The sequence below is a fragment of the Roseofilum capinflatum BLCC-M114 genome (assembly GCF_030068505.1).
Lineage (GTDB): Bacteria > Cyanobacteriota > Cyanobacteriia > Cyanobacteriales > Desertifilaceae > Roseofilum > Roseofilum capinflatum.
In genome coordinates this window covers 1-23,958 of sequence record NZ_JAQOSO010000007.1, presented here as the reverse complement: position 1 = coordinate 23,958, position 23,958 = coordinate 1, and the positions used below count along the sequence as shown (strand labels likewise).

Annotated in this window: 22 protein-coding genes; 15 read left to right on the top strand and 7 right to left on the bottom strand. The window is 47.6% G+C overall.

Annotated features, from left to right (window positions below):
* Positions 1–72 precede the first annotated feature (72 nt).
* Complete coding sequence (locus tag PMG25_RS01830; protein WP_283765209.1) at positions 73–528, top strand: hypothetical protein; 456 nt, start codon at positions 73–75, stop codon at positions 526–528.
* Positions 529–590: 62 nt separating this feature from the next.
* On the opposite strand, the gene PMG25_RS01825 is transcribed toward PMG25_RS01830, so the two are convergent.
* From PMG25_RS01825 to PMG25_RS01810, 4 genes are all read right to left on the bottom strand, one after another.
* Complete coding sequence (locus PMG25_RS01825; RefSeq protein ID WP_283765208.1) at positions 591–1,223, bottom strand: Uma2 family endonuclease; 633 nt, start codon at positions 1,221–1,223, stop codon at positions 591–593.
* 312 nt (positions 1,224–1,535) lie between these two features.
* Positions 1,536–2,132, bottom strand: a complete 597-nt coding sequence (locus PMG25_RS01820; RefSeq protein ID WP_283765207.1) for a L,D-transpeptidase — start codon at positions 2,130–2,132, stop codon at positions 1,536–1,538.
* Positions 2,133–2,232: 100 nt separating this feature from the next.
* The gene (locus tag PMG25_RS01815; protein ID WP_283765206.1) at positions 2,233–2,922 is read right to left on the bottom strand and encodes an energy-coupling factor ABC transporter ATP-binding protein; all 690 of its coding nucleotides are present in this window, start codon (positions 2,920–2,922) and stop codon (positions 2,233–2,235) included.
* 109 nt (positions 2,923–3,031) lie between these two features.
* Positions 3,032–3,301, bottom strand: coding sequence for a UPF0367 protein family (locus PMG25_RS01810; protein ID WP_283765205.1), 270 nt, complete (start codon positions 3,299–3,301; stop codon positions 3,032–3,034).
* Between the two features lie 249 nt (positions 3,302–3,550).
* Between PMG25_RS01810 and psbD the strand changes: the two genes are divergently transcribed.
* The 5 genes from psbD (at position 3,551) to mutS (ending at position 12,125) form a co-directional block, all read left to right on the top strand.
* Positions 3,551–4,609: a photosystem II D2 protein (photosystem q(a) protein) gene (gene psbD / locus PMG25_RS01805; RefSeq protein WP_283765204.1), complete on the top strand. Its 1,059-nt coding sequence runs from the start codon at positions 3,551–3,553 to the stop codon at positions 4,607–4,609.
* A gap of 462 nt (positions 4,610–5,071) precedes the next feature.
* Positions 5,072–5,350 (top strand): 4a-hydroxytetrahydrobiopterin dehydratase, encoded by a 279-nt coding sequence (locus PMG25_RS01800; RefSeq protein WP_283765203.1) that lies wholly within the window; start codon positions 5,072–5,074, stop codon positions 5,348–5,350.
* A 57-nt stretch (positions 5,351–5,407) separates the two neighbouring features.
* A complete protein-coding gene (locus PMG25_RS01795) occupies positions 5,408–7,261 on the top strand; it encodes an iron uptake porin (RefSeq protein ID WP_283765202.1) in 1,854 nt (617 codons plus the stop codon).
* A 266-nt stretch (positions 7,262–7,527) separates the two neighbouring features.
* Positions 7,528–9,219, top strand: coding sequence for an iron uptake porin (locus PMG25_RS01790; RefSeq protein WP_283765201.1), 1,692 nt, complete (start codon positions 7,528–7,530; stop codon positions 9,217–9,219).
* A 419-nt stretch (positions 9,220–9,638) separates the two neighbouring features.
* Complete coding sequence (mutS, locus tag PMG25_RS01785) at positions 9,639–12,125, top strand: DNA mismatch repair protein MutS (protein WP_430540945.1); 2,487 nt, start codon at positions 9,639–9,641, stop codon at positions 12,123–12,125.
* Between the two features lie 23 nt (positions 12,126–12,148).
* Here the strand turns inward: mutS and asnS are convergent, their stop codons facing one another.
* Together asnS and PMG25_RS01775 are read right to left on the bottom strand one after the other, a co-directional pair.
* Positions 12,149–13,537 (bottom strand): asparagine--tRNA ligase, encoded by a 1,389-nt coding sequence (gene asnS / locus PMG25_RS01780; protein ID WP_283765199.1) that lies wholly within the window; start codon positions 13,535–13,537, stop codon positions 12,149–12,151.
* A gap of 13 nt (positions 13,538–13,550) precedes the next feature.
* Complete coding sequence (locus PMG25_RS01775; protein ID WP_283765198.1) at positions 13,551–14,114, bottom strand: 5-formyltetrahydrofolate cyclo-ligase; 564 nt, start codon at positions 14,112–14,114, stop codon at positions 13,551–13,553.
* A 238-nt stretch (positions 14,115–14,352) separates the two neighbouring features.
* Between PMG25_RS01775 and psbV the strand changes: the two genes are divergently transcribed.
* The 7 genes from psbV (at position 14,353) to PMG25_RS01740 (ending at position 21,637) form a co-directional block, all read left to right on the top strand.
* Positions 14,353–14,844, top strand: a complete 492-nt coding sequence (gene psbV / locus PMG25_RS01770; protein WP_283765197.1) for a photosystem II cytochrome c-550 — start codon at positions 14,353–14,355, stop codon at positions 14,842–14,844.
* Positions 14,845–14,949: 105 nt separating this feature from the next.
* A complete protein-coding gene (gene psbV2 / locus PMG25_RS01765) occupies positions 14,950–15,498 on the top strand; it encodes a photosystem II cytochrome PsbV2 (protein ID WP_283765196.1) in 549 nt (182 codons plus the stop codon).
* Positions 15,499–15,607: 109 nt separating this feature from the next.
* A complete protein-coding gene (gene rsmH / locus PMG25_RS01760; RefSeq protein ID WP_283765195.1) occupies positions 15,608–16,495 on the top strand; it encodes a 16S rRNA (cytosine(1402)-N(4))-methyltransferase RsmH in 888 nt (295 codons plus the stop codon).
* 283 nt (positions 16,496–16,778) lie between these two features.
* Entirely contained in the window at positions 16,779–17,171 is a 393-nt protein-coding gene (locus PMG25_RS01755) for a response regulator (RefSeq protein WP_283765194.1), read from the top strand.
* 175 nt (positions 17,172–17,346) lie between these two features.
* On the top strand, positions 17,347–18,036 hold the full coding sequence (locus PMG25_RS01750) for a zinc metallopeptidase (protein ID WP_347178716.1): 690 nt from the start codon (positions 17,347–17,349) through the stop codon (positions 18,034–18,036).
* A 202-nt stretch (positions 18,037–18,238) separates the two neighbouring features.
* On the top strand, positions 18,239–20,935 hold the full coding sequence (locus tag PMG25_RS01745) for a hybrid sensor histidine kinase/response regulator (RefSeq protein ID WP_283765192.1): 2,697 nt from the start codon (positions 18,239–18,241) through the stop codon (positions 20,933–20,935).
* 39 nt (positions 20,936–20,974) lie between these two features.
* Positions 20,975–21,637 carry a class I SAM-dependent methyltransferase gene (locus PMG25_RS01740; protein ID WP_283765191.1) on the top strand — a complete coding sequence of 221 codons (663 nt, stop codon included), beginning with the start codon at positions 20,975–20,977 and terminating at the stop codon, positions 21,635–21,637.
* 53 nt (positions 21,638–21,690) lie between these two features.
* On the opposite strand, the gene PMG25_RS01735 is transcribed toward PMG25_RS01740, so the two are convergent.
* Positions 21,691–22,245, bottom strand: coding sequence for an NUDIX hydrolase (locus PMG25_RS01735; protein WP_283765190.1), 555 nt, complete (start codon positions 22,243–22,245; stop codon positions 21,691–21,693).
* A gap of 99 nt (positions 22,246–22,344) precedes the next feature.
* Between PMG25_RS01735 and PMG25_RS01730 the strand changes: the two genes are divergently transcribed.
* A complete protein-coding gene (locus PMG25_RS01730; RefSeq protein ID WP_283765189.1) occupies positions 22,345–22,692 on the top strand; it encodes a DUF6464 family protein in 348 nt (115 codons plus the stop codon).
* A gap of 11 nt (positions 22,693–22,703) precedes the next feature.
* A complete protein-coding gene (locus tag PMG25_RS01725) occupies positions 22,704–23,915 on the top strand; it encodes an MFS transporter (RefSeq protein WP_283765188.1) in 1,212 nt (403 codons plus the stop codon).
* The last annotated feature ends 43 nt before the right edge of the window (positions 23,916–23,958 follow it).

Below are 23,958 nucleotides of genomic sequence, written 5' to 3'. Positions count from 1 at the left end.
ACCCTCAGTTAGTTCCCTAAGAATCTTTTCTGAGAGTTAACCCTATTTAGTAACCGTGAAGGAGTGAAACGGATGAACAAAATAGCAGCCTTCATTGGTGCGTCACTCATCCTCCTAATACCAGGAAAAACGGTTTTGGCCCAAGAAGCTCAAGCAGAGGGTCGTCCCGTTTGTGAAGCCGCCCAAAAACTGGCCCAAAGTCCTGACGGCGCAGAACAAACTGTTCGCGGCATGGTTCGGAGTATCGTCGGCGATATGGTCACCCTAGAACTAGCCGACGGTGAAGTGCGTACCGTCTATCTTGACCGCAGAGAGCGGGGATTCATCGGCAACATTTTAGGTGCTGATGTGGTGGTTACTCCCGTTTTCTGTAACCGAGTTTCTCTGTATCGGGAAGCCCCACCGCCCGCGAGAGCCTTTAATATTCCTTCCTTACCTCCCCCGCAACCCGCGCCGAGTCTTCCCCCTCTCAATCCTCCACCCCCACCCCCGCCACCCCCGGCTCCGTTATTACCTCAAACCTGGTAATTTCTTTCTGGTGTGGATAGCAAGGAAGATTTTTCAACCTCAAGAACAAAAAGCGAGACGGTTTACGTCTCGCTTTTTCTCTGGTTTCTACAATCGGCTGTCAAGTTTAGATCGGGAAACGTTATGGAAGTGAGGGTTTGATCGCCTCTGAAAAGCTCAATGTCATACTCTCTATCAACTAGAGTACAGATCGAGAGGGTGGGTTGTTTCGGGTTGCCGATATAGCGGATACCCCCCAGCCCCGCATAATCCACAATCCAATATTCTCGAATCCCTAGAGCGGCATAGTCTTCAAGTTTACGAGCATAATCATTTTGCCAATTCCCGCTCACGACTTCAGCAATGAATTTAATCGAACTGCCCTGGGTCAAAATCGACTGGTTTGCCCAAAGTGGCTCTTTAGAGAGTTCTGTGCAGTCAATCACAGCGATATCCGGGCGAAATGCACTCATCCCAGCATTAGAAGGACGCAATAGACCACGCTGAAGGACAAACCAAGGTAAGCCTAGTCGGTCAATTTCAACGCAGGCTTTTGTATTTATAAAGGCGGCCACTTCTTCATGCTGACCGGTGGGTTCCAAGTCAAAAATCTCTCCATCAATCAGTTCATAGCCCTTATCACTGCCATAGCAAGCTAGAAACTGATCAAAAGTAAGCTGCCTTTGTTTTATGGGTGAGTCAGTGGCAAGAGTCATCTTTCTCAGCTCATGTTGTAGTTTAGGTTGTAGGGAGTGGGAGCGTCTCGCTCCCTAGATCATATCAAGTCCGAATAATCAGCTATGATTTGTCATTGCGTTTCCGCTTCGCGGACATGAAAGCGAAGCTTGCGCGAAGCGCGAATGGAAGGTAGTGGAATGAAGCAATCGCACAATCTCCGAATCTTGGCGATTGCTTCCCTACGGTCGCAATGACAAGTGTTTAACCGGATTTGATATAACAACAGCGAGCAAGATGTTTGTCCTGCGGACACGCTACGCTAGGCACTCCTTTATTCCCGCATTTTAGATTTACGGTTCCACAATCACTCTGGTTCCCACTTCCACTTTCTCGTAAAGGGCAATCACATCCTTGTTAAACATGCGGACACAGCCATGGGAAACGGCATGACCAATGGAATCTGGATTATTGGTTCCATGAAAACCGACTTGGGTTTTGCCATCTGTCCAAAAGCCAACCCAACGGGGGCCGAGGGGGTTATCGGGGCCGGGGCCAATTTTGTTGCCTGTCCATAAGCTTAAAAAGATGGGATCGACTTCCATGTTGAATACTTCAAAGTCTCCTGTGGGGGTTTCCCATCCCTCTTTACCGACCGCTACGGGATAGCTGGCCAGTTCTTCATCACCTTTGTAAACATAAACGCGCCGTTCTCCGAGTCTCAACACTAAATGTACTGGGGTTTGACCCGGTAGATATCTGGCCGCTTCTCCTAGAGCGGGGACTTGGGGAGGGTCTTGGATCAAGGGGAGGTTACCGAGCAGGGGAGAAGATTCGGTGTTTAGGGGAACTTCTCCTTCTAGGGCCTGAGTCGGTTGCATGAGTAGGGGCGAGAGAATGCCCAAGCCGATCGCCGTTAAAGGGTGGATTTTTGACCGTCTGTTTTTCATAGGGTTGCCTCACTTGATGCTGTAAGGTTGATCGATGGGACATTTAGGAGCTTGATGTACCGAAATTGTAATCGGAAGCTGGGAAAATTTCACCCTAGTGTTAAGAGTTCAAATGGGTAGCCATCAAACGATTTTTTAACCGTTCGGGGTTGCCTTGGTCAACCACTTGCCCTTGGTCGAGCAAAAATGCACCATGACAGTGATCGAGTTCGTCGAGTCGATGGGTGACCCAGAGGGCGGTTATACCGCGTTGGATGACCAGGTTTTTGACTTGGATGACGAGTTCGAGTTGGGCTTCTCGGTCTAGGAGGGCGCTGGGTTCATCGAGGAGGAGAACTTTACAGTGGCGGGCGATCGCCCCAGCAATGGCGATTCTCTGTTTTTGTCCGCCACTGAGGGCATAGATGGGCCGTCGTTTGAGATGAAGCAGGTTGACGGCTTCTAGGGCTTCATCAACCCGGTTTTGAACTTCCTGGAGAGGCAGTTTTTCTTCCACGAGACCAAAGGCAATGTCGGCTCCGACGGTGGGCATCACCAGTTGATGATCTGGATTTTGAAACACAAATCCGACGGGCGATTCCAGATGGATCTGACCGGACTGGGGGTGAAGCAGTCCCGCCAGACTTCGCAGGAGGGTAGATTTACCACTGCCGTTGGTTCCCAGAAGCATCCAGAATTCTCCTTGAGGGACTTCTAAGGAACAGTCTTTGAGGACGGATTGGCCAGACGGCCAATCAAAGGATAGCTTCTGAACTTGAATTCCAGGAGGGCTAGAAATGTCTCCAGTCATTAGGTATCTCTTGCATGAGTGGCGAGAAAATGAATAGCAATGCAGTAATCATGATTTGCATGACTATTGCCTTTTGCCTTTTGCCTTTTGCCTGACTTCTGCAAGAAGTCTATTGGGTGACGGCGAAGAATCCAGGGGGTCTACCCGAAGCGGCTGTAGTTCCGGTTTTCTCAGCTTTTTGGACGGCGGTGATCTCGCCACTGAGAACGGCGACGGTTTTTTCGGTTTGGCGATCGCACTTCAGTTCAATCACTTCAGATTCTGAGGAGCGCATGGCTTCTAGAATCTGGGTATAGAGACCTTGAGCGTCTTCTTCAGATTTGCGCTCGACAGAGAGAGGAATGGGGTTATTCCTTAAGACAACATCAATCACGTACATAGGGTGAAGCAAGAATTTGATTTATTTAAGTTTAGTATGTCAGATTCTCCAGATTTTCCCATCTTTTACCGGCGGTCAAGTGGAGGTCAACATTGAAAAATTGATCATTTCCCTTATAATCCTTATAATTAAGTAAAGAATCGTAAACTAGACTGGCCAAAGTCGCCGTTTTCTGCTTAGAGCGGTTGGCTCAAACGTCAGCTAGGGCGCGATCGCAATCATTATGAAAATTTTGGAGAACATTGCTTTATGACAATCGCAGTCGGACGCGCTCCCAGCGAAAGAGGATGGTTTGATGTCCTCGATGACTGGCTAAAGCGCGATCGCTTCGTCTTCATCGGATGGTCAGGACTTCTACTGTTCCCCTGCGCCTACCTCTCCATCGGCGGTTGGCTCACCGGAACCACCTTTGTTACCTCCTGGTACACCCACGGACTGGCTTCTTCCTACCTCGAAGGCGCTAACTTCCTCACCGTAGCCGTATCGAGTCCCGCAGACAGCATGGGACACTCCCTGCTGTTCCTCTGGGGCCCAGAAGCTCAAGGAAACTTCGCTCGCTGGTGTCAGCTCGGCGGACTCTGGCCCTTCGTAGCCCTCCATGGAGCCTTTGCCCTGATTGGGTTCATGCTGCGGCAATTCGAGATCGCCCGTTTGGTCGGCATTCGCCCTTATAATGCGATCGCCTTCAGCGGCCCCATCGCCGTATTCGTCAGCGTATTCCTCATGTACCCCTTGGGACAATCGAGCTGGTTCTTCGCCCCCAGTTTTGGAGTCGCAGCCATCTTCCGGTTCATCCTCTTCCTACAAGGATTCCACAACTGGACGCTCAACCCCTTCCACATGATGGGAGTAGCCGGCATTCTCGGCGGAGCCTTACTCTGTGCCATCCACGGAGCCACCGTCGAAAACACCCTGTTCCAGGATGGAGACAAAGCCAACACCTTCCGGGCTTTTGAACCCACCCAAGCCGAAGAAACCTACTCCATGGTCACCGCCAACCGGTTCTGGAGCCAAATCTTCGGTATCGCCTTCTCCAACAAACGTTGGTTGCACTTCTTCATGCTCTTTGTACCGGTAACCGGTCTATGGATGAGTGCCGTGGGCATTGTGGGCTTAGGTCTGAACCTGCGAGCTTATGACTTCGTATCTCAAGAACTCAGAGCAGCAGAAGACCCAGAATTTGAAACCTTCTACACCAAGAATATCTTGTTGAACGAAGGCATTCGGGCTTGGATGGCTCCGGCTGACCAACCCCATCAGTTCTTTACCTTCCCCGAAGAGGTTCTTCCTCGCGGTAATGCTCTGTAATTCTCAGAATTGAGAATTTACGGGTAGGGTGGGCAATGCCCACCCTACTTTTTTACTTGATTTACTGTAATTCTGACCAATCCTCACCCGATTCTGGAACTCTGTGCTAAGGTGATTCACAGGTGCAAGGCACTCAGAGCTAGAGGCTCTTTTACTCGTTTAAGAGTTTAATGTTGAATTTTTAGGAGGTGATGCCGATGTCAGATAGTAGTAAACGCATGGGTCTTCAGGTTGGAGTATGCCGGCTGTGGGCCGGGGCTGTTCTCTAAATGCTAGTCTCACGTTAGAAAACCTATCGTCAGAATGACTAGCTGGGGTTCCTCCCGGCAGTCAGGTTTCAAACTGAAGACCCGCTACACCGCTCTCGCTCTCAACTGTTCAAAATTCTATCGTTCTGAAAGAAATTGAACATTTATCCAGTGAGAGCGGATAGTTTTTGAAGTAGAGGAGAATCGAAAACCCATGACTAAACTGACTCAATCAGAAATCCAGGAAAAGGCCAAAACCCTATCAGGATGGGAACTAGTGGGGGAAAGTCTACAGTGCGATCGCAAGTTCAAAAACTTTGTGGAGGCGATCGCCTTTATCAATAAGTTAGTAGAACCGGCAGAAAGCGCCAACCATCATCCTGACCTATCCATTTCCTACAATCGAGTCAGCATCACCTTGACAACCCACGATGCAGGTGGTTTAACAGAAAAGGATTTCGCTTTGGCACAAGTGATCTCCCAGATAGAATAAGGTAAACTAAAATAAGCTTCTAAAGTTAAAAGCTTAAAGGTGTGAGGAGCAAGTAAAATGTCGAAATTTCTGTGGAAGACCCTGTTGGTTAGTCCAGCAGTCCTGACTACGGTGATCTCTGGTTCTTTGGTTCATGCGGCTGAAAGCCCCAGCAACCCGTCCGTAGCCAACAGTCCATCCCTAAACTTAAATATAAATAATGATTCTCTCTCCCTTGGAGTGCCAGAATCCTTCGATCTCAATGTCCAACCCTCTCTCATTGCTCAAGAGCGGTCTACTCTAGATCAAGTGATTGAATACAGTAGCGATGGAGAAGAAGTCGAAGAAGACATCGAGCAAGTTACCTCCGTTTCCCAACTGCGGGATGTACGCCCCACAGACTGGGCCTTCCAAGCTCTACAATCCTTGGTAGAGCGCTACGGCTGTATTGCCGGTTATCCCGACGGAACCTATCGCGGCAACCGGGCCATGACTCGCTATGAGTTTGCGGCTGGGGTAAATGCTTGTTTAGACCGTATTAATGAACTGATTGCTGCGGCAACTGCCAACGCCGTAACTCGCGAAGATTTAGCGGTACTGCAACGGCTACAAGAAGAATTTGCTGCTGAATTAGCCACCCTTCGCGGTCGTGTGGATGCCCTCGAAGCCCGCACCACCGAGCTAGAAGCCAATCAATTCTCCACCACCACCAAGCTGGTGGGCGAAGCCATCTTTGCCGTCACCGATGCCTGGGGCGCAGACCTTGACCTCAATCATTCCCGGTTTAACGTGGGCCGTCGCAGAGCCTTCTTAGGGATGTCTAGCAGTTTTAATCCTAACTTAGCTGGAGGAGAAGCGAACTATCCCAGTACCAACGAGACCGCTCTAATGGGTCGCGTGCGGCTGAACCTGAACACCAGTTTCACCGGCAAAGACCTTTTGCTCACTCGGATGCAAGCTGCCTCTGTTGACCGATTTAACTTCCAACAAGAATCCGGTCAAGGATTCCAAACCTTCCAAGTCAACAATTCAGGCAACGACAACCTCTATGTAGACAAACTGCAATACTACTGGAGCTACAACAATCGTTTGAATTTTGTGGTTTCTGCCATTGGGGGAACCTTTGATGACTTTGTGCCCACCCTCAACCCCTACTTTGAAGACTACGATGGGGGTAGTGGGTCTCTCAACACCTTCTCTCAACGGAATCCCCTCTACCGGATTGGCGGTGGTGCAGGGATTGGTATGGACTTCAATGTGGGTGACTTTAAGTTCCTCAATTTAGGTTCGGTGAACTTCAGTTTGGGATATTTAGCTGAAAATGCTCAAAACCCCAGAAATGGCAATGGTCTCTTTAATGGAGACTACGGGATGTTAACTCAGTTAACCTTTACCCCTTCTAATAACTTTTCCTTTGCCTTTACCTATGCCCATGGGTATCATGACCAATACAGCCCCATCTTTGACAATGGCTACGGGTTTGACTTGGTAAGTACCCCTCAAACTCGATTGGTCAGCGATTTAGGACGCACCTCTACTAATTCCTATGGTGGAGCCTTTTCTTGGCGGCTCAGTCCGAGGTTTGTGGCTAATGCGTTTATCGGCTATACCGATGCCAAACTGTTAAGTGAAGGACAACGGGGTGGCGGAGAAATTTGGACGTATGGCTTGAATATGGCCTTCCCGGACTTATTTAGAGCGGGTAATGTGGGCGGACTCTCCGTTGGTGTACCTCCTACATTGGCTGGGGTAAGCTTGATGGGTGGAGTTAATAATGCGACTCCTGTCAATATTGAAAGCTTCTACAAAATCCGGGTTTCCGATAACATTTCGATCACGCCGGGGCTAACCGTCTTGATTAGTCCGTTCCAAGATGCTTTGAATGAGGATACGGCAGTGATTGGAACCCTGAGAACAACGTTCTCGTTCTAAAGTCGGGGTCTCTAGCAGGAGGTTTAAGGTTTTCAGGTATTGCCTGAACCTTAAACTCGGTTAGAGCAATAGGGCTGGAAAGGGAAAATCAAGTTACAATCGAAAGCGCCTCGTCAAAGTCCTGCCAGAAATTGAATCATGGTGCAAGATAGAGGACAAGGCGCAGTTCGTAAAACCTAAACATGAGTATCCTGACATTCCAGCATTTAGGTGATAAAATCCCAGATGGGAAGTTGAAGATTCTTAAGGTGTGAGGAGAAAAATCAATGAAGTCAAAACTTCTATGGAAATCCATTAGTCTAACCCCTGCTCTGTTGGGGGCTGCTTTGTTGGTATCGGGTGGTTCGGCTCTGGCCCAATCCACCGAAACCCGTAACATAGACCAAATCCAAGAATATTCTAAAGGAACCCGTAGCCGGGGATCAATCGGACAAGTCACTTCGGTTTCCCAATTGCGCGATGTGCGTCCTACAGATTGGGCGTTCCAAGCTTTGCAATCCTTGGTAGAGCGCTACGGTTGTATCGCGGGTTATCCGGATGGAACCTATCGCGGTAACCGGGCGATGACTCGGTATGAGTTTGCGGCGGGTGTGAATGCTTGTTTAGACCGCATCAATGAGTTGATTGCTGCGGCTACGGCTAACCTGGTGACCCGTGAAGACTTGGCGGTGCTGCAACGGTTGCAAGAAGAATTTGCGGCAGAGTTGGCCACCCTACGGGGACGGGTAGATAGCCTGGAAGCACGGGTAGACTTCTTGGAAGAACACCAATTCTCGACAACCACTAAATTAAATGCGGAAGCCATCTTTGCTCTGACCAATGCTTGGGGAGACGAGAAGCCTCTGAGAGGATGGGGCCCCGGTCGTCGTCGGATTCCTGGCTCAACTACCCCAGGGGGTAACCGAGCAAGTGTGGATGATAACATGACCTTATCGGGTCGGGTTCGTCTGAACTTCGATACGAGCTTCACGGGTGAAGATAGCTTGAGAACCCGACTGGAAGCGGGGAATATTCAAGGAACTCGTGGGGCCCTGGGAACGAGCGCAGCCCGTTTAGCCTATGAAACGAACACAGGTGGGAACTTAAATGTTTCCATCTTGACCTACCGCTTCCCCTATGGTGGCTATTTTGAGGATGGCTCTCCTAGAGGACGGATGCAGATTGGGGTGATTGGGCAAGCTCATGATGACTTGATTCCCACCTTCAGTATTAACAGCTCTGGAAGTGGAACTCTTGGGCGTTTTTCGGCTCTCAGCCCGATCTATAATGGTGGTGATGCTGGGATCACGGGCATGTACTACTTTACTCCCAAAATCAGCCTGGGTTATTCCTACTTAGCGGGTGACGCGGAAAACCCAACGAGTGGAAATGGCCTATTCAACGGTACTTTTAGTGCGATGGGTCAGTTGAGCTATGAAGGAGACCGGTTTGGTATCGGTTTTACTTACGCTCGTGAATACATTTCCGGTGCAGGTCGAGGTGCAAATGAGTTATCTGGCCCCCTCAATCGGGGAATTGGGGTATTGGCTTCTGATCCCTTCCGTAAAGCGGGTGAGGCGATCGCGGCTGATTCTTACCAACTCGCAGCAGAATGGCGAATTAGCGATCGCTTTGTCCTCAATGGCTGGGGCAACTACATGAGCGCTCAAGACTTGGATCGTCAAGGCCGCGATCGCCTAGATAGCTCCGATATCTGGAACTGGTTAGTTGGATTCACCTTCCCCGATCTGGGTGCAGAAGGCAACCTAGGTGGACTGATGGTGGGTATGCCTCCTCACGTAACTGGAGGAACCGGAAGCGCTCCTGATACCCCCATCCATTTAGAAGCGTTCTATCGTCTGCGTTTAACGGATAATATCTCTATTACCCCTGGTTTCTTGGCTGTATTTAATCCAGAAGGAGATAGCCGCAACGATAGCGTTTATGTGGGAACCATTCGGACAACCTTCAAGTTCTAGAGTTCTCGGTTAATCTCTAGAAAATACAGAAGGGGGTGTGCTGTAAGTGCGCCCCCTTCTTTTTTAAGTAATGAGTAATGAGTAATGAGTAATGAGTAATGAGTAATATCAAGTCCGGATAAAGGGTGAAGAAGCGGGCAAGATGCCCGCACTCCTCTAATCCCTTGATATTACTGGAGTGGGAGCGTCTCGCTCCCTAAATTTTTAATCATGGTATTTCCGCTTCGCGGACATGAACAATCGGACTTGATATAATGAGTAAGAATTTAACTCATTTTTCCCTAATCTTGCTTCTGTTATAATATTTCATTGCCCATTACCCATGACCAGCGCCTGTGAGTTATTCTGCTACTGGTTCGGAAGACTTCAATATTCCTAATGCTGATTATCGAGAGTTGGATTATAAGAAGCTCACGCCCATGCTTCAGCATTATGTGCAGGTGAAGGAACAATATCCCCATGCCGTATTGCTCTACCGAGTGGGGGATTTTTTTGAATGCTTTTTTCAGGATGCGGTTACTCTTTCGGTGCAGTTAGAATTGGCACTGACGAGTCGGGATGGGGGTAAAGAAATTGGCCGCGTGCCAATGACGGGGGTTCCCCATCATGCTCTGGAACGGTATTCTCCCCAGTTGGTGGAAAAAGGCTATCCGGTGGTGGTCTGCGATCAAACGGAAGATGCGGCAGTGGCGCAGGCAGAAAAACGGATGGTAACTAGGGAGATTACCAAGATTCTGACCCCTGGAACTCTCACGGATGAGTCGATGTTAAGCGCTCGTCAGAATAATTTTTTAGCTGCCGTTGTGCTGGTTAAAGACCATTGGGGATTGGCCTATGCGGATATTTCTACGGGGGAGTTTTTTACGGCTCAAGCGAGTGGTTTGGAGCCTTTACATCAGGAGTTAATGCGCTTGCAACCTTCGGAGATTCTGATGCCGACGGATGCTCCGGATCTGGGAAAAATGTTGCGCCCTGGGGAAAAGTCTGAGCAACTGCCGGAGGGGTTGCCGGATTGTTTTTGCTATTCTTGGCGATCGCAAGTTGCCTTTAGCCTGCAAGAGGCAACGGAGCGCCTGTTGCATAAGTTTAAGGTCAGATCTTTGGAGGGGATGGGATGCGATCGCATTCCGTTAGGGGTTCGTGCTGCGGGTGGACTCCTGGAATATGTGGAGGAAACCCAGAAGCAAAACGCCGTCACCCTGCAATTATTACGGAGTTATTCGACCCAGGATTTCCTGATTTTAGACCATCAAAGTCGCCGCAACTTGGAAATTACGGAAACGGTACGCGATCGCACCTTTAATGGTTCCTTACTTTATGCGATCGATCGCACCTTAACTGCGATGGGAGGGCGGGCCCTGCGGCGCTGGATCTTGCAACCGTTGCTGAAAATCAAAGGCATTGAAGCCCGACAAGAGACCATTGAAGAATTAGTCCAGGACACAGAATTAAGGGATTCTATTCGTCAAATTTTACGGCAAATTGCTGATTTAGAGCGGCTGACAGGGAAAGCGGGATCGGGAAGCGCGAATGGGAAGGATCTGGTGTCTTTAGCTGACTCTTTAGCCCAGTTACCGCAACTTGCCCAATTCGCCAGTCAGGGGCGATCGCCGTTTCTGAGGGCGCTGCAAACTGTGCCACCGGAATTAGAACAATTAGCCCATAAAATTAAAGCCTATTTAGTGGAAAATCCCCCACAGCAGTTGAAAGAAGGGGGTTTGATTCAAGCGGGGGTGAATGGGGACTTAGATGATATGCGATCGGAAGCGCAAGAGGATCAAGACTGGTTAGCGTCTTTAGAAACTCGCGAACGGGAAAGAACGGGTATTTCTAATCTGAAAGTAGGATATAACAAAACCTTTGGATATTATATTAGTATTTCTCGCTCTAAGTCCGATCAAGCTCCAGAAGATTATACTCGTAAGCAAACATTGGTTAATGAAGAGCGCTATATTACCCAAGAACTAAAGGAACGAGAAGCCAGAATTCTAACGGCGCGAGAAGATTTGAACCAATTAGAATATGAATTATTTGTGCAACTGCGAACGGAAGTGGGGGAACAAACGGAGTTAATTCGCAGTGTTTCCCGTGCAGTTGCGGCGATCGATGCCTTATGTGGATTAGCAGAAGTTGCGGTTATTGAAGGATACTGTCGCCCCACGTTAACCGAAGGCCGAGAAATTATCATCCGGGATGGGCGACATCCGGTGGTTGAGCAAACTTTAGGGCGGGCATTTTTTGTGCCGAACTCCACAACTTTAGCTCAAAAAGATAAAAATGAATCCACGGATTTAGTGATTTTGACGGGGCCGAATGCTAGTGGTAAAAGCTGCTATCTCCGTCAAGTGGGGCTAATTCAACTGATGGCGCAAATGGGTAGTTTTGTGCCAGCAACATCGGCTACATTGGGAGTTTGCGATCGTATCTTTACCCGTGTCGGTGCAGTCGATGATTTAGCCACCGGTCAATCAACCTTTATGGTAGAAATGAATGAAACCGCCAATATCCTCAATCATGGCACTTCTCGCTCCTTAGTTTTATTAGATGAAATTGGTCGCGGAACCGCCACCTTTGACGGTTTATCCATTGCTTGGGCTGTAGCTGAATATTTAGCCACAGACATCCAAGCACGGACAATTTTTGCCACCCATTACCATGAACTGAATGAATTAGCCTCAATCTTAGAAAACGTGGCCAACTACCAAGTCACCGTCAAAGAAATGCCCGATAAAATCATCTTTTTGCACCAAGTTCAACCCGGTGGTGCAGATAAATCCTATGGCATTGAAGCCGGACGATTAGCCGGTTTACCCAAGGTGGTGATTGAACGAGCAAAACAAGTGATGAATCAGATCGAACAACATAGTAAAATTGCCCTTGGCTTACGTCAAGGCATTTCTAAATGATGATGAGAGACAAAGATCGGGTATTAAAAGTCTAAACTTAGGGGAGCGCGGGGGAAGGGAATCACATCGCGAATATTGCCCATTCCGGTCATGAATTGTACTAACCGTTCAAAGCCTAACCCAAAACCGGCATGGGGAACGGTTCCAAAGCGCCGCAAATCTAAATACCACCATAACTCCTCTGGGTTAATGCCGTGCGATCGCATCCGATTTTCTAGTATATCTAAGCGCTCTTCCCGTTGGGAACCGCCAATAATCTCGCCAATATTGGGCGCGAGGACATCCATGGCGCGGACGGTTTTCCCATCCTCTCCGACGCGCATATAGAAGGCTTTAATTTCAATGGGATAATCGGTGACAATTACGGGCTTTTTGAAGAGTTTCTCGGCCAAATAGCGCTCATGCTCGGATTGCAGGTCTAATCCCCACTCTACGGGAAACTCAAATTTATCGGGGGCTTTTTGCAAAAGGGCGATCGCCTCTGTATACGTGACCCGCTCAAACTGGTTGTTAATAATATTATCTGCTGTCGCCAATACTGTGTCATTAATCCGCTTGTTGAAAAACTCCATATCCTCCGGACACTTCTCCAACACAGATTTAAACACAAACTGCAAAAACTGCTCGGCTAAATCCATATTGCCCTCTAAATCGCAAAAGGCCATTTCCGGTTCAATCATCCAAAACTCAGCCAAATGGCGGGAGGTATTCGAGTTTTCCGCTCGAAATGTGGGGCCAAAGGTATACACATTCCCAAAGGCCATAGCCATGACTTCCGCTTCGAGTTGTCCACTGACGGTGAGATAAGCGGGTTTGCCAAAAAAGTCTTGGGAATAGTCCACCCCTTGCTCTTTTGTACGGGGTACATTTTGCAGATCCAAGCTCGTCACCGCTAATAACTCACCGGCTCCTTCACAATCATTACCGGTGATAATGGGGGTGTGAACCCACAAAAAGCCCCGTTGTTGAAAGAACTCATGAACGGCTGCTGAACAGGCATTACGGACGCGGAAAACCGCCCCTAATGTATTGGTGCGCGATCGCCAATGGGCAATGGTTCTTAAAAACTCAAAGGAATGGCGCTTTTTCTGCAAGGGATAATTCTCATCCGCTTCCCCATACACCACTACTTTTTCTGCTTTTAACTCCACCCGTTGTCCCTTCGCTGGAGAAGCGACCAAAACTCCCTCTACTTCCACCGATGCACCGGTAGTCAAGGATTTTAGCACTTGCTCATAGTCGGCCATTTCTGGGTCTAGAACCACTTGCAAATTGGCCAAACAGGAACCATCATTGACTTCCATAAACGAAAACGCTTTCAGTTCCCGTTTTGTGCGTACCCATCCTTGGATCGTCAGGCGATCGTCTGGGTTTCCTTGGCGCAGAATTTCCGCAATGCGTTTTGGGGTCATAAACTTGTTTCCCTTAAACTCTCAATTTATTTATCAGCCTAACCTGGCGATCGCTACAAATAGCCGTTAACGGAATATCCCAATCCTCTACGGGCAGTTGCTCCACCCAAGCAAAGTCAAAGATAATACCAATTGTTGGAATATCCCGCCACTCTGCCGTACTGAGCAACCGGTCATAATATCCACCCCCATAGCCTAAACGATATCCTTGGCGATCGCATCCGACCGCCGGAACCAAAATTAAATCCACATCCTGGGGCTGTAATACGGGTGAATCTGCATCAGGTTCAAAAATGCCATATTTTCCGGTTTGCAGGGGTTCTGAAGGCTTCCACCGATGCCAGGAGAGAGATTTACCCACGGTTCGAGGCAAGCCCCAAACCTCTCGTTCTGCCCACAAACTTCTCAGATCGGGTTCTTGGCGATGACTCCAATAGGCGAGAATGGTTTGGGCTTGCTGAAATAGGGGAGCCTCTTTGAGATTTTGGCACAGGCGATCGCTTTTCGCTTTCAACTCTTCTACCGATAGGGACTCGCGAGCCTGGAGTAACTGTTTACGAAGTTGGCGTTTATCCATGGGACTAATCTTGACAAAAAACTGGGACTATGCTTAACCCCATTTTGGTTGAACTTCCATGAAAATCTCATCTGAGAGTTGGTCTAAAGACCCCACAGTGGCATGATATTCATAATGAAGATCAACATAGAAGGTCACGATCTCAAGTCCAGTGGGTATTGTACCGACAATTGGACTGGGGTCGGCCAAGATGTTGAAAATTCCAATAACAAAATGTCATAGTCTTTGAGGGAGAACCATGCTGAAACGATACATTGTGCTGATATTAGCCACTGTATTTCTAGCCCTGAACGTTGTTGTCGGGAGTGCGACGGCTGCCAATATTTCCGAACAGAACCGCACCATTCCCATTAATGAATCGGGTGAAACGACCACCATTACTCAAGAAGAGTATGTATTAGGGAAGAGATTGTTTGTGGATACCTGCTCCCAGTGCCATGGAACAGGGATGACCAAAACCAACCCGAATGTGGGCTTGGGTGTTGAGGCTATGGCTGGGGCAGAACCCCCCCGTGATAATCTAGCGGCTTTAGTCGATTATATGCAGAATCCCACTACCTATGATGGAGAGATTGAAATTTATGAACTCCATCCGAGTACCCGGAGTGCGGATATTTTCCCAGAAATGAGAAACCTCAGTGATGAGGATTTAGAAGCGATCGGCTCCTATATTCTGGTGGAAATGAATGTGCGTCCGAATCAGTGGGGAGCGGGTAAAAATACTCGTTAATTCTCCAGGATGGCGCTCCTACTCTTGGGGGTAGGAGTTGCTCTTTTTCCGAGTTAGCAGCAGTCTTGGCTACTGCTGCTCTTAATGTTTATTGATTTAAAGTTCATGATTAATTTCCCTCGATTCAAATTGGGTTTAAGCTTCTCTCAGGTTCACAGCAGCAGACAAGGGAAGAGTTGGTTACGTTCGGTGCTGGCGATCGCCTTAACCATCACTCTACTCTGGACTCTAGCCACACCCTCAGCGTTAGCCTCCGATCGCTATGTGATCCGGTTCCTGAAGGCTTTAGAACCGGTAGAGATTCCCTTGGATACCGCAGGTAATACGCAAACGGTAACTCCAGATCAGTTATCGGAAGGCAAAATCCTGTTTAATAAAAATTGTGAAAATTGCCATTTGGGGGGCACAACCCTGCTGAGTGAATATGAGTCCTTGTCTCTGGAGTCTCTGCATAATGCCAGCCCTCCCCTGGATAACATTAGTAATATGGTCGGATTTCTACGCGCCCCCTTAAAACAACAAGAGGGATATCAAAAATATTCCTGTCGTGAAGTGAGTCCAGAGTGGATGTCTTCAGAAGAGTTGGAGAATTTATCCGCCTTTGTGATTCGTGCAGCTCAAGAAGTTGACGGCTGGGGAGCTGGAGAGTTTTAGAATAGGGAATGGGGAATGGAGGAGTGGGAGACACGGAGAAATTGCCTATTGCCTGTTCCCTGTTCCCTGTTCCCCCAATTTTTAATTTTTAATTTTTAATTGATATAACGTGACAGAGTTTGTACATATTCCCGTTTTAGGGTCGGAGTTAATTGAAGGTCTGGATGTGCGTCCAGGGGGCAAGTATCTCGACGCGACGGTGGGAGGGGGAGGCCATAGCTTGCTGTTGTTTGCCCAAAGTCCGGATATCTGGGTAACGGGGATTGACCAGGATAGGCAAGCACTGGAAGCGGCTAAACTGGCTCTATCGGAGTATGGCGATCGCCTAACCTTCTGGCATGGTAATTTTGTGGATTATCCCGGTGAAGCTCAACAGTTTGATGGCATTATTGCCGATTTAGGGGTCAGTTCTGCCCAATTTGACATCCCCGAACGGGGGTTTAGTTTTCGCCACAGTGCGCCTTTGGATATGCGGATGAATCAAGAACAATCCCTGACGGCTGCGGATTTGATTAATCATGGGGATGAGAAGGAGTTGGCGGATATCTTTTATCAGTATGGGGAGGAGCGTTTATCCCGACGCATTGCCCGCTCTATTGTAGCCAAGCGTCCCTTTAATACTACGACGGAGTTGGCACAGGCGATCGCCTCCTGTTATCCCCCTCGCGCTCGTCATGGGCGGATTCATCCGGCTACACGGGTGTTTCAAGCCCTACGGATTGCAGTGAATGGAGAGTTAACGGTTTTGCCCCAGTTCCTGGAGCGGGCTTCAAACTGGTTGAAACCGGGGGGAATTATCGGGGTGATTAGTTTCCATTCCTTAGAAGACCGTTGCGTTAAGCATTACTTTAAGGACTCCGTACAGCTTACCGCTCTGACGAAAAAACCGATTATTCCTCAACCAGAAGAAATCAAAAACAATTCTCGTGCGCGATCGGCAAAATTAAGATTGGCAAAACGCATAGAGCGGGACGCACAGGTAATGGGTAATGGGTAAGCTCTTGTTTCCTGTGCCCCGATCAAATCAATTCAACTGTTTCAACTCTCGATCCAATTCTTTATAAAACTTAGAATTTTTGTGAGTTATTCTCTTATCGGTATCTTATAAATGTTTATAATTTAAGCTTTAAGTCTGTAAAACCGAAAAAAACTGGAAATTATTGGGGATCGAGCCATATCGTCTGAAATGATAGAACTAGAAGATTAATAACCGATCTATCTCAAGAGAGCGTGAACCATTTGTAGCTCTTGAGCCATCAGTCACTTGGTTTAACGGAAATATGGAAACTTTAACAAATAATGTTTTACTCTTAGGGCAAGAGTTAGACGATCTGAAGCTCTTGCAATCGCTGCTTAACCATGTGCCCTGTCAAGTAGCGATCGCCAAGTCACCAGAACAGGCCGTGACTCTATCGGGTCAGACCCTTCCGTGTTTAGTGATTTTATCAGGCAATTGTCATCAATGGTCGGCGGATTTTGTCCATCAATTGCGAGAGCAGGCTAAAAAATGTGGTGTAACGATTATTGCACTCACAGATTGTAATGCTCCCAGTTGGTTAGATCGAGAACAACATCTAGGGGTGGATGGATACTTAGTTAAACCTGTAGCCACAGATATTCTCATGTCAGTGGTAGAGTCGGCTAAACTACGCCAATTTTGTTGCTTTGCCTAGGGCACAGAAGGGCGATCGTTTAGCGATAGAGCTTAGATAAAAGATACGGTTCACATTCGAGAAAACCGTATCTCCTCCATCGGCAACTGATAAAACGCCAAGATTATACTAGATGCAATACCCCATGATCGGCGCGGTGCGCTATAGCTTGGAGCGTTTTGGAGATTGCCATTGTATGTCTTACTATAGTTCTTATCTCATCCTGATCCCAGGAATTCTCTTAATGTTTTGGGCCCAAAGCCAAATCCGTAGCACCTATCAGCGTTACGCCCAAATTCCTTCGAGTATGGGGATGACAGGTGCAGAAGTGGCCCGCACTATTCTCTCTCAAATGGGGATTACAGATATTAGGATTGAACCGGTTTCTGGAGAATTAACTGACCATTATGACCCCAATGCTAAAGCGGTTCGTCTTTCTGAAGGCATCTATAATTCTTCTTCTTTAGCGGCTGCGGCAGTGGCGGCCCATGAATGCGGCCATGTGCTGCAAGATAAGCACGGTTATAGTTTCATGAATCTGAGGGCGAATTTAGTACCGGTAGCCAATTTAGGCTCTCAGTTTGGCCCCATGTTGGTGATTGTAGGGTTGTTTATCAGTGGTTTAGGCGCGATTTCTAGCCTGGTGATGAATTTAGGCATTGCCTTATTTGTAGGGGCGATCGCCTTTCATGTGGTTACCCTACCTGTAGAATTTGATGCCTCTAGTCGGGCCCTGAAGTTAATCGACAAGCTCGGCATTCTGCAAGGCGAAGAAAATCGAGGCGCGAAAGCAGTTCTACAAGCGGCGGCTTGGACGTATGTAGCCACCGCCCTATATGCAGTGTTGCAACTCGCACAATTACTACTGATTAGCCGCGATCGCTAATTCACAAGATCAGAGAGTTGACCCAGATCGACTCTCTGAGGCTCCACCTGAATCCAGAAACAGAAATCCAATTCAGAGTAATCTAGATAACATTCACAATTCATCCCATAGAGTTAGCATAGTTAGGTACATACCAGGTATTGAACTGCGACTAAAAACTGGAGACCAACTTATGAGCGATTCTAATAGGAGTGATTCTAAAGTGTCACCATCACTTCCTCTTCGTCTAGTTCTGGTCATTCCCTTCGTGATCCAGATTTTCACCGCAGTTGGATTAACCGGTTATTTGTCCTTGATGAATGGTAAAAAAGCAGTCAATAACGTAGCTTCTCAGCTCAGAACCGAAATCACTGGGCGCGTCCAGAGCTATTTGAACAACTATTTAGCCATTCCCCATCAAATCAATACCGCTAATGCCCATGCCATTCAACAAGGTTGGCTCAATTTTAACAATATTCAAGCCTTAAATCGCCAATTTCTCAATCAAAGTTATGCCTTTGGTCAAGAGCATCCCATTTACATTTCCATAGGCAATGAATCCGGGGGATTTGTCGGAGCTGGTCGGTACGATCTCAAAGATGTATTTCTCTGGGAATTCAACGAAAATTTGCAAGCTGGACAATTAATGAGTTATGGAGCAGATGCCCAAGGAAACATCACAGAATTACTGACCATTTACGATTTTTTTGATGCAACAGAGCGCCCCTGGTATCAAAAAGCCGTTCAAGAAAATCGTCCCACCTGGAGTGAGGTCTATACCTACGCCGATAATATTTTAGGAATTACAGCAGCCCAACCTATTTTCAATCCCCAAGGTGAACTCATCGGGGTTGCTGGTGTGGATATCCCCTTAGATGTGATTAACCAGTTTTTAGGCTCCATTGAAGTAGGCAAATCCGGCCAAATTTTGATTATGGAAAGATCGGGCTATATAATTGGTTCTTCAACCCAGGAATCTCCCTATCTTCAAAATCCAACGACCCAAGAGTTTAATCGCTTAGAAGCCAATCAAAGCTCAATCTTACCCATTCGTGAAGCCAGTGAATTTTTAACCCAGCAGTTCTCACAACTGAGTCAAATCAATCAAACCCAACAATTGGAGTTTTTTATCGATCGAGAAAAACATTTTTTACAAGTCACTCCTTTAGTCAATCAGCAGGGCTTAGACTGGTTGATTTTGGTAATTATTCCAGAGTCGGATTTTATGGCAGAAATCAATGCCAACACAGTCAGAACCATTTGGCTCTGTTTAGCAGCATTAGGAATTGCGACAGTATTGGGAATGTATACCTCCCGTTGGATTAGTCAACCCATTTTAGCCCTGGTCAACTCTTCAGAAGCGATGTCTAAGGGCGATTTAGATCAGCAAGTCAAAAAGGGTAAGATTACGGAACTTAAAACCTTAGCTGATGCCTTTAATCGGATGGCTAATCAACTCAAAGTTCATTTTACCGATTTAGAAGAACGAGTCGAAGAGCGCACAGCCGAACTTGCAGAAGCGAAAAAAGTGGCCGATAGTGCCAATCAAGCTAAAAGTGAATTTTTAGCCAATATGAGCCATGAATTGCGGACACCCCTAAATGGTATTCTCGGTTATGCCCAAATTATGGATCGGGCAGAGGATCTTAATCACTATCGCAAAGGAGTCACAATTATTCAACAGGCAGGGTCTCACTTGTTGACGTTGATTAATGATATTTTAGATCTGGCTAAAATAGAAGCTAAGAAAATGAACTTAGTGGAGACGGATTTTCATTTTCCGTCTTTTTTGATGGCTGTGGCAGAAATGGCTAGGGTGCGAGCCGAAAGCAAAGGTATCGATCTGAAAGTCGTGATTGACGATCGCTTACCGGTGGGTGTAAAAGCGGATGAAAAACGCTTGCGACAGGTATTATTTAATTTATTAGGTAATGCAATCAAATTTACTGATCGCGGTGTGGTTACGTTTATGGTCGATGGCTGTGCCTATGATTCAGAGTCTAATCGGGTTAAAATCCGCTTCAGCATTGCAGACACTGGAGTAGGGATGACTCCCGAACAGTTGGAGAAGATTTTTTTACCCTTTGAACAAGTGGGGTCACACTCGAAGCAGTCAGAAGGAACGGGTTTAGGATTAGCCATTTGTCGGCAAATTGTTACCCTGATGGGCAGTACCCTTGAAGTAAACAGTGAATTGGGCCAGGGGAGTCAGTTTAGCTTTGAGGCCGATCTAGAGATTTCCGAGGAATGGGTGAGCCGGGCTGCGGTTTCAGAACAGGGTAAAATTATCGGCTATCAAGGGGAGCGGAAAAAGATTTTGGTGGTGGACGATCTGCCCCTGAATCGGACGGTACTGTATGAAATTTTAACTCCATTAGGATTTGCGATCTTGGAAGCAAACAATGGACGGGAAGGATTAGAAAAGTTGGCAGACCTTGCTCCAGATTTAGTAATGACAGATATTATGATGCCGGAGATGGATGGTTATGAGTTCGCTAGAAGGATTCGTGAGTCCTATTCAAAAGATCTGCCTGTATTGGCAGTGAGTGCAAGTGTTTCTTTGGGCGATCAAAATTTGGCGATCGCCGCCGGATGTGATGAATTTCTCGATAAGCCCTTAGATATGGAAAAGTTGTTTAATGCCTTGAGGCGCTATCTCAATTTACAATGGATTTATGAAGAACAGGCCAAAGCGGCGAACTCTAACCCCTCGCCCATGGTTGTGCCAAAGCCAGAAGATTTACAACCCCTCTACAAAGCCCTACGCATCGGTGATATTGACGCAATAGAAGAGACTGCCCATCGGCTCAAACAGGAGGAAAGCCAATATGAAGCGTTTAGCGATCGCCTCTTGCAGTTAGCGGCTGAGTTTGATGAGCGTGGTATTCTAAAATTGCTCAATAGTCATCATCAGGTATGAGGCTAAACAACGACCCATCCCCCTTTTTAATTGATTCTGATGTCCCTACAAACCCTAAATCTAACCCCTGAACTCTACAATTATCTACAACAGGTATCCCTGAGAGAGCCGGAAATTCTCACCCAACTGCGAGCAGAAACCGCTCAAAATCCTAGGGGAGGGATGCAAATTTCCCCGGAACAAGGTCAGTTTATGGCCTTTCTGGTGCGGTTAATGGGGGCGAAAAAAACCCTAGAGATTGGCGTATTTACGGGCTATAGTAGCCTCGTGGTAGCTTTAGCCCTGCCTCCAGACGGTCGAATCGTCGCTTGTGATCTGGATGCCCAGGTGACGGATATAGCCCGTCGCTATTGGCAAAAGGCGGAGGTAGGCGATCGCATCGACTTACGCCTTGCTCCCGCTTTAGACACCCTCGATCAACTCATTGCTAACGGAGAAGAAAATACCTTTGATTTTACCTTTATTGATGCCGATAAACGCAATTATTTGAATTACTACGAAAAAGCCTTAACCTTAGTGCGTCCCGGAGGAATCATTGCCATTGATAACGTCTTATGGTTCGGACAAGTCGCCGATCCGCAAGTGAACGATCCCCGCACCCAAGCCATTCGAGACTTTAATCAAACGCTCAAAACAGATGAGCGTATTGAGTTAACTTTAGTCCCTATTGGCGACGGCTTAACCTTAGCCTGGAAACGCTAATCCAGCTTACAGTAATGTCCTCTGCTATCCTCTGCTATACTGTATTAACTGTATTAACCCATCTCCAATACTTTAAGTGCCAAAACCAAAGCGGCAACCGTGCCAGAAACACAGAGATCGCCGCGAAAAATAGCATCCATGACTTGAGAAATGGGAATGAAGACTAATTCTATTTCTTCTGTTACATCCAAGTTTTGCTCGCAAACTCGATCAATATTTTGGGCTAAAAACACATGAATACCATTGGTGTCTTTAGGGGGATTATCATAAAAAACGCTTAAAAATGTCCATTCTTGACTCTGATAACCCGTTTCTTCTTCTAACTCGCGCCTAGCAGCCATTTCTGCTGATTCTTCTGGGGGATGGAAATGGCCAGCCGGTAATTCGAGTAATATTTTTTGTACCCCATGGCGATATTGACGGACAAATAAAATACTTCCTTCTGGGGTAATGGGAACAATCATGGCCACTTCTGGACGGATACTGACAAAATAATCATCAATAATGGTTTGGTTGGGCAATTGGACGGTATCTTGGCGCACCTGACACCAATAATGATCGAAAGCTAGGCGAGATTCTAAGAGTTTCCAGGGTTTGGGGGAGGTCATGGGATGGGGGAGTGGGGGATGAGGGGATGTTTCCTACTTAGCGACTTTGATCTAGGCTGTAAGTTATTATTGTTCACACCACCGAGCAGCTCTCTGACCGTGAACCTAGATCTAATTTTAGTCTTCTTTGTGGGCATGATTCCACCAACCTTATCCTTGTGGATGATGCGTAAAGTTGAACTCCAGTGTCAACAGCGACATGAGCGCATTTTACAAGCCTATCGCGATCGCCCTTTGAACTCTCCTAGGGAGCGCTTATTGCAGCATAGGCCGTCATCCTTAGCTCCGGGAACCGGGATAGATACCATTATTGGTGATATCACTTGCCAATATAACGCCCGATCGCCCTATCTCCGATGTGCCATTAATCCTAACGGCCCTTGCCAAGAGTGTCCCCACTATCAACCCACCCAAGAGGATACCGGGTTTCGAGGCTCTAAATCTTGAAGCGGGGTAGATTGCGATCTGCACTTCCCCAACTCCCCCAACCGGTTTGGATTTTAGCCGCCGGTCGCCTCTTATCCCAAATTGGCATCGGGTTTACCCTGTTTTATGCCCCGATTTTCTTTGTCAATCAAGTGGGACTCTCCGCCACTCAGGTGGGTTTAGGATTGGGTAGTAGTGCCTTTTCTGGCATCCTGGGACGGTTTCTAGGGGGAAATTTTACTGATTCTCCCCAATGGGGTCGCCGCCGCACCCTGTTACTCTCAGCTCTAATTTCGGCCTTTGCGGATGTTGTTTTGGCCCTGATTGTCGATTTTCCTACCCTGGTTTTGGGCAATCTGTTGATGGGTTTGGGTAGTGGACTCTATTGGCCAGCAACGGAGACCGTTGTGGCCGATGTCACGACGTTAGAACAGCGCAATGAAGCCTTTGCCCTGACTCGACTAGCCGATAGTTTAGGTTTGGGATGCGGGGTTTTGTTGGGCGGTTTGTTACTGCAAATGGGCTTAAATTTTCGCTGGCTGTTTGTGATGGATGGGTTATCATTTTTGGGGTTTTTTGCCCTGATTTATGCTGCCATTGAGGAAACCCGCCCCCAAAACAGCAAGCCACGATCGCAAAAGGGTTCTAATTGGGGAGTGGCGTTAGGCGATCGCCAGTTACAAAAGTTTGTAGTCGTTAATCTTCTCTTTACGATCTATATTTCCCAACTGCAAAGCACCCTACCCCTCTATTTCAGCAACTTTTTAGCCTCTGGTGGCTTTTCACCCGCCATTATTAGCGGCCTATTTACCGGGCAAATTGCCTTTTTAGCCCTCTGTCAGTTACCCATCGCTCGCCAACTCAACCGTTGGAGTCGTCCCCAAGGGTTAATGATCTCCTTATCCGTTTGGAGTCCCAGTTTTCTCCTCATCTGGATCACCGGTGGAGTCTCTCAAGGGGCATTATTTTGGGCCATGAGTGCCTTAGCCGGGGTTGCCATTGCCACAGCTCTCTATACCCCTTCCGCATCCGCTCTAGTGGTCGATCTAGCTCCAGAAGACCTACGGGGAACCTATTTAGCCATTAATGCCCAATGTTGGGCCATTGGCTATCTAATCGGCCCTCCCTTGGGAGGATGGGTGTTAGACCAGTCTAGAATCATCATCGATGGGTTTTGGTTAGCGATCGCCTTCAGCACCCTCGTTGGCATCTGGATTTTGCGATCGGTTGAAAATGGGGAATAGGGAATGGGGAATGGGGAATGGGGAATGGGGAATGGGGAATGGG

Bases quoted from the DNA above. Each gene is read 5' to 3' on its own strand.
- PMG25_RS01830 (WP_283765209.1), top strand. From the start codon at position 73: ATGAACAAAATAGCAGCCTTCATTGGTGCGTCACTCATCCTCCTAATA.
- PMG25_RS01825 (WP_283765208.1), bottom strand. From the start codon at position 1,223: ATGACTCTTGCCACTGACTCACCCATAAAACAAAGGCAGCTTACTTTT.
- PMG25_RS01820 (WP_283765207.1), bottom strand. From the start codon at position 2,132: ATGAAAAACAGACGGTCAAAAATCCACCCTTTAACGGCGATCGGCTTG.
- PMG25_RS01815 (WP_283765206.1), bottom strand. From the start codon at position 2,922: ATGACTGGAGACATTTCTAGCCCTCCTGGAATTCAAGTTCAGAAGCTA.
- PMG25_RS01810 (WP_283765205.1), bottom strand. From the start codon at position 3,301: ATGTACGTGATTGATGTTGTCTTAAGGAATAACCCCATTCCTCTCTCT.
- psbD (WP_283765204.1), top strand. From the start codon at position 3,551: ATGACAATCGCAGTCGGACGCGCTCCCAGCGAAAGAGGATGGTTTGAT.
- PMG25_RS01800 (WP_283765203.1), top strand. From the start codon at position 5,072: ATGACTAAACTGACTCAATCAGAAATCCAGGAAAAGGCCAAAACCCTA.
- PMG25_RS01795 (WP_283765202.1), top strand. From the start codon at position 5,408: ATGTCGAAATTTCTGTGGAAGACCCTGTTGGTTAGTCCAGCAGTCCTG.
- PMG25_RS01790 (WP_283765201.1), top strand. From the start codon at position 7,528: ATGAAGTCAAAACTTCTATGGAAATCCATTAGTCTAACCCCTGCTCTG.
- mutS (WP_430540945.1), top strand. From the start codon at position 9,639: ATGCTTCAGCATTATGTGCAGGTGAAGGAACAATATCCCCATGCCGTA.
- asnS (WP_283765199.1), bottom strand. From the start codon at position 13,537: ATGACCCCAAAACGCATTGCGGAAATTCTGCGCCAAGGAAACCCAGAC.
- PMG25_RS01775 (WP_283765198.1), bottom strand. From the start codon at position 14,114: ATGGATAAACGCCAACTTCGTAAACAGTTACTCCAGGCTCGCGAGTCC.
- psbV (WP_283765197.1), top strand. From the start codon at position 14,353: ATGCTGAAACGATACATTGTGCTGATATTAGCCACTGTATTTCTAGCC.
- psbV2 (WP_283765196.1), top strand. From the start codon at position 14,950: ATGATTAATTTCCCTCGATTCAAATTGGGTTTAAGCTTCTCTCAGGTT.
- PMG25_RS01755 (WP_283765194.1), top strand. From the start codon at position 16,779: ATGGAAACTTTAACAAATAATGTTTTACTCTTAGGGCAAGAGTTAGAC.
- PMG25_RS01750 (WP_347178716.1), top strand. From the start codon at position 17,347: ATGTCTTACTATAGTTCTTATCTCATCCTGATCCCAGGAATTCTCTTA.
- PMG25_RS01740 (WP_283765191.1), top strand. From the start codon at position 20,975: ATGTCCCTACAAACCCTAAATCTAACCCCTGAACTCTACAATTATCTA.
- PMG25_RS01735 (WP_283765190.1), bottom strand. From the start codon at position 22,245: ATGACCTCCCCCAAACCCTGGAAACTCTTAGAATCTCGCCTAGCTTTC.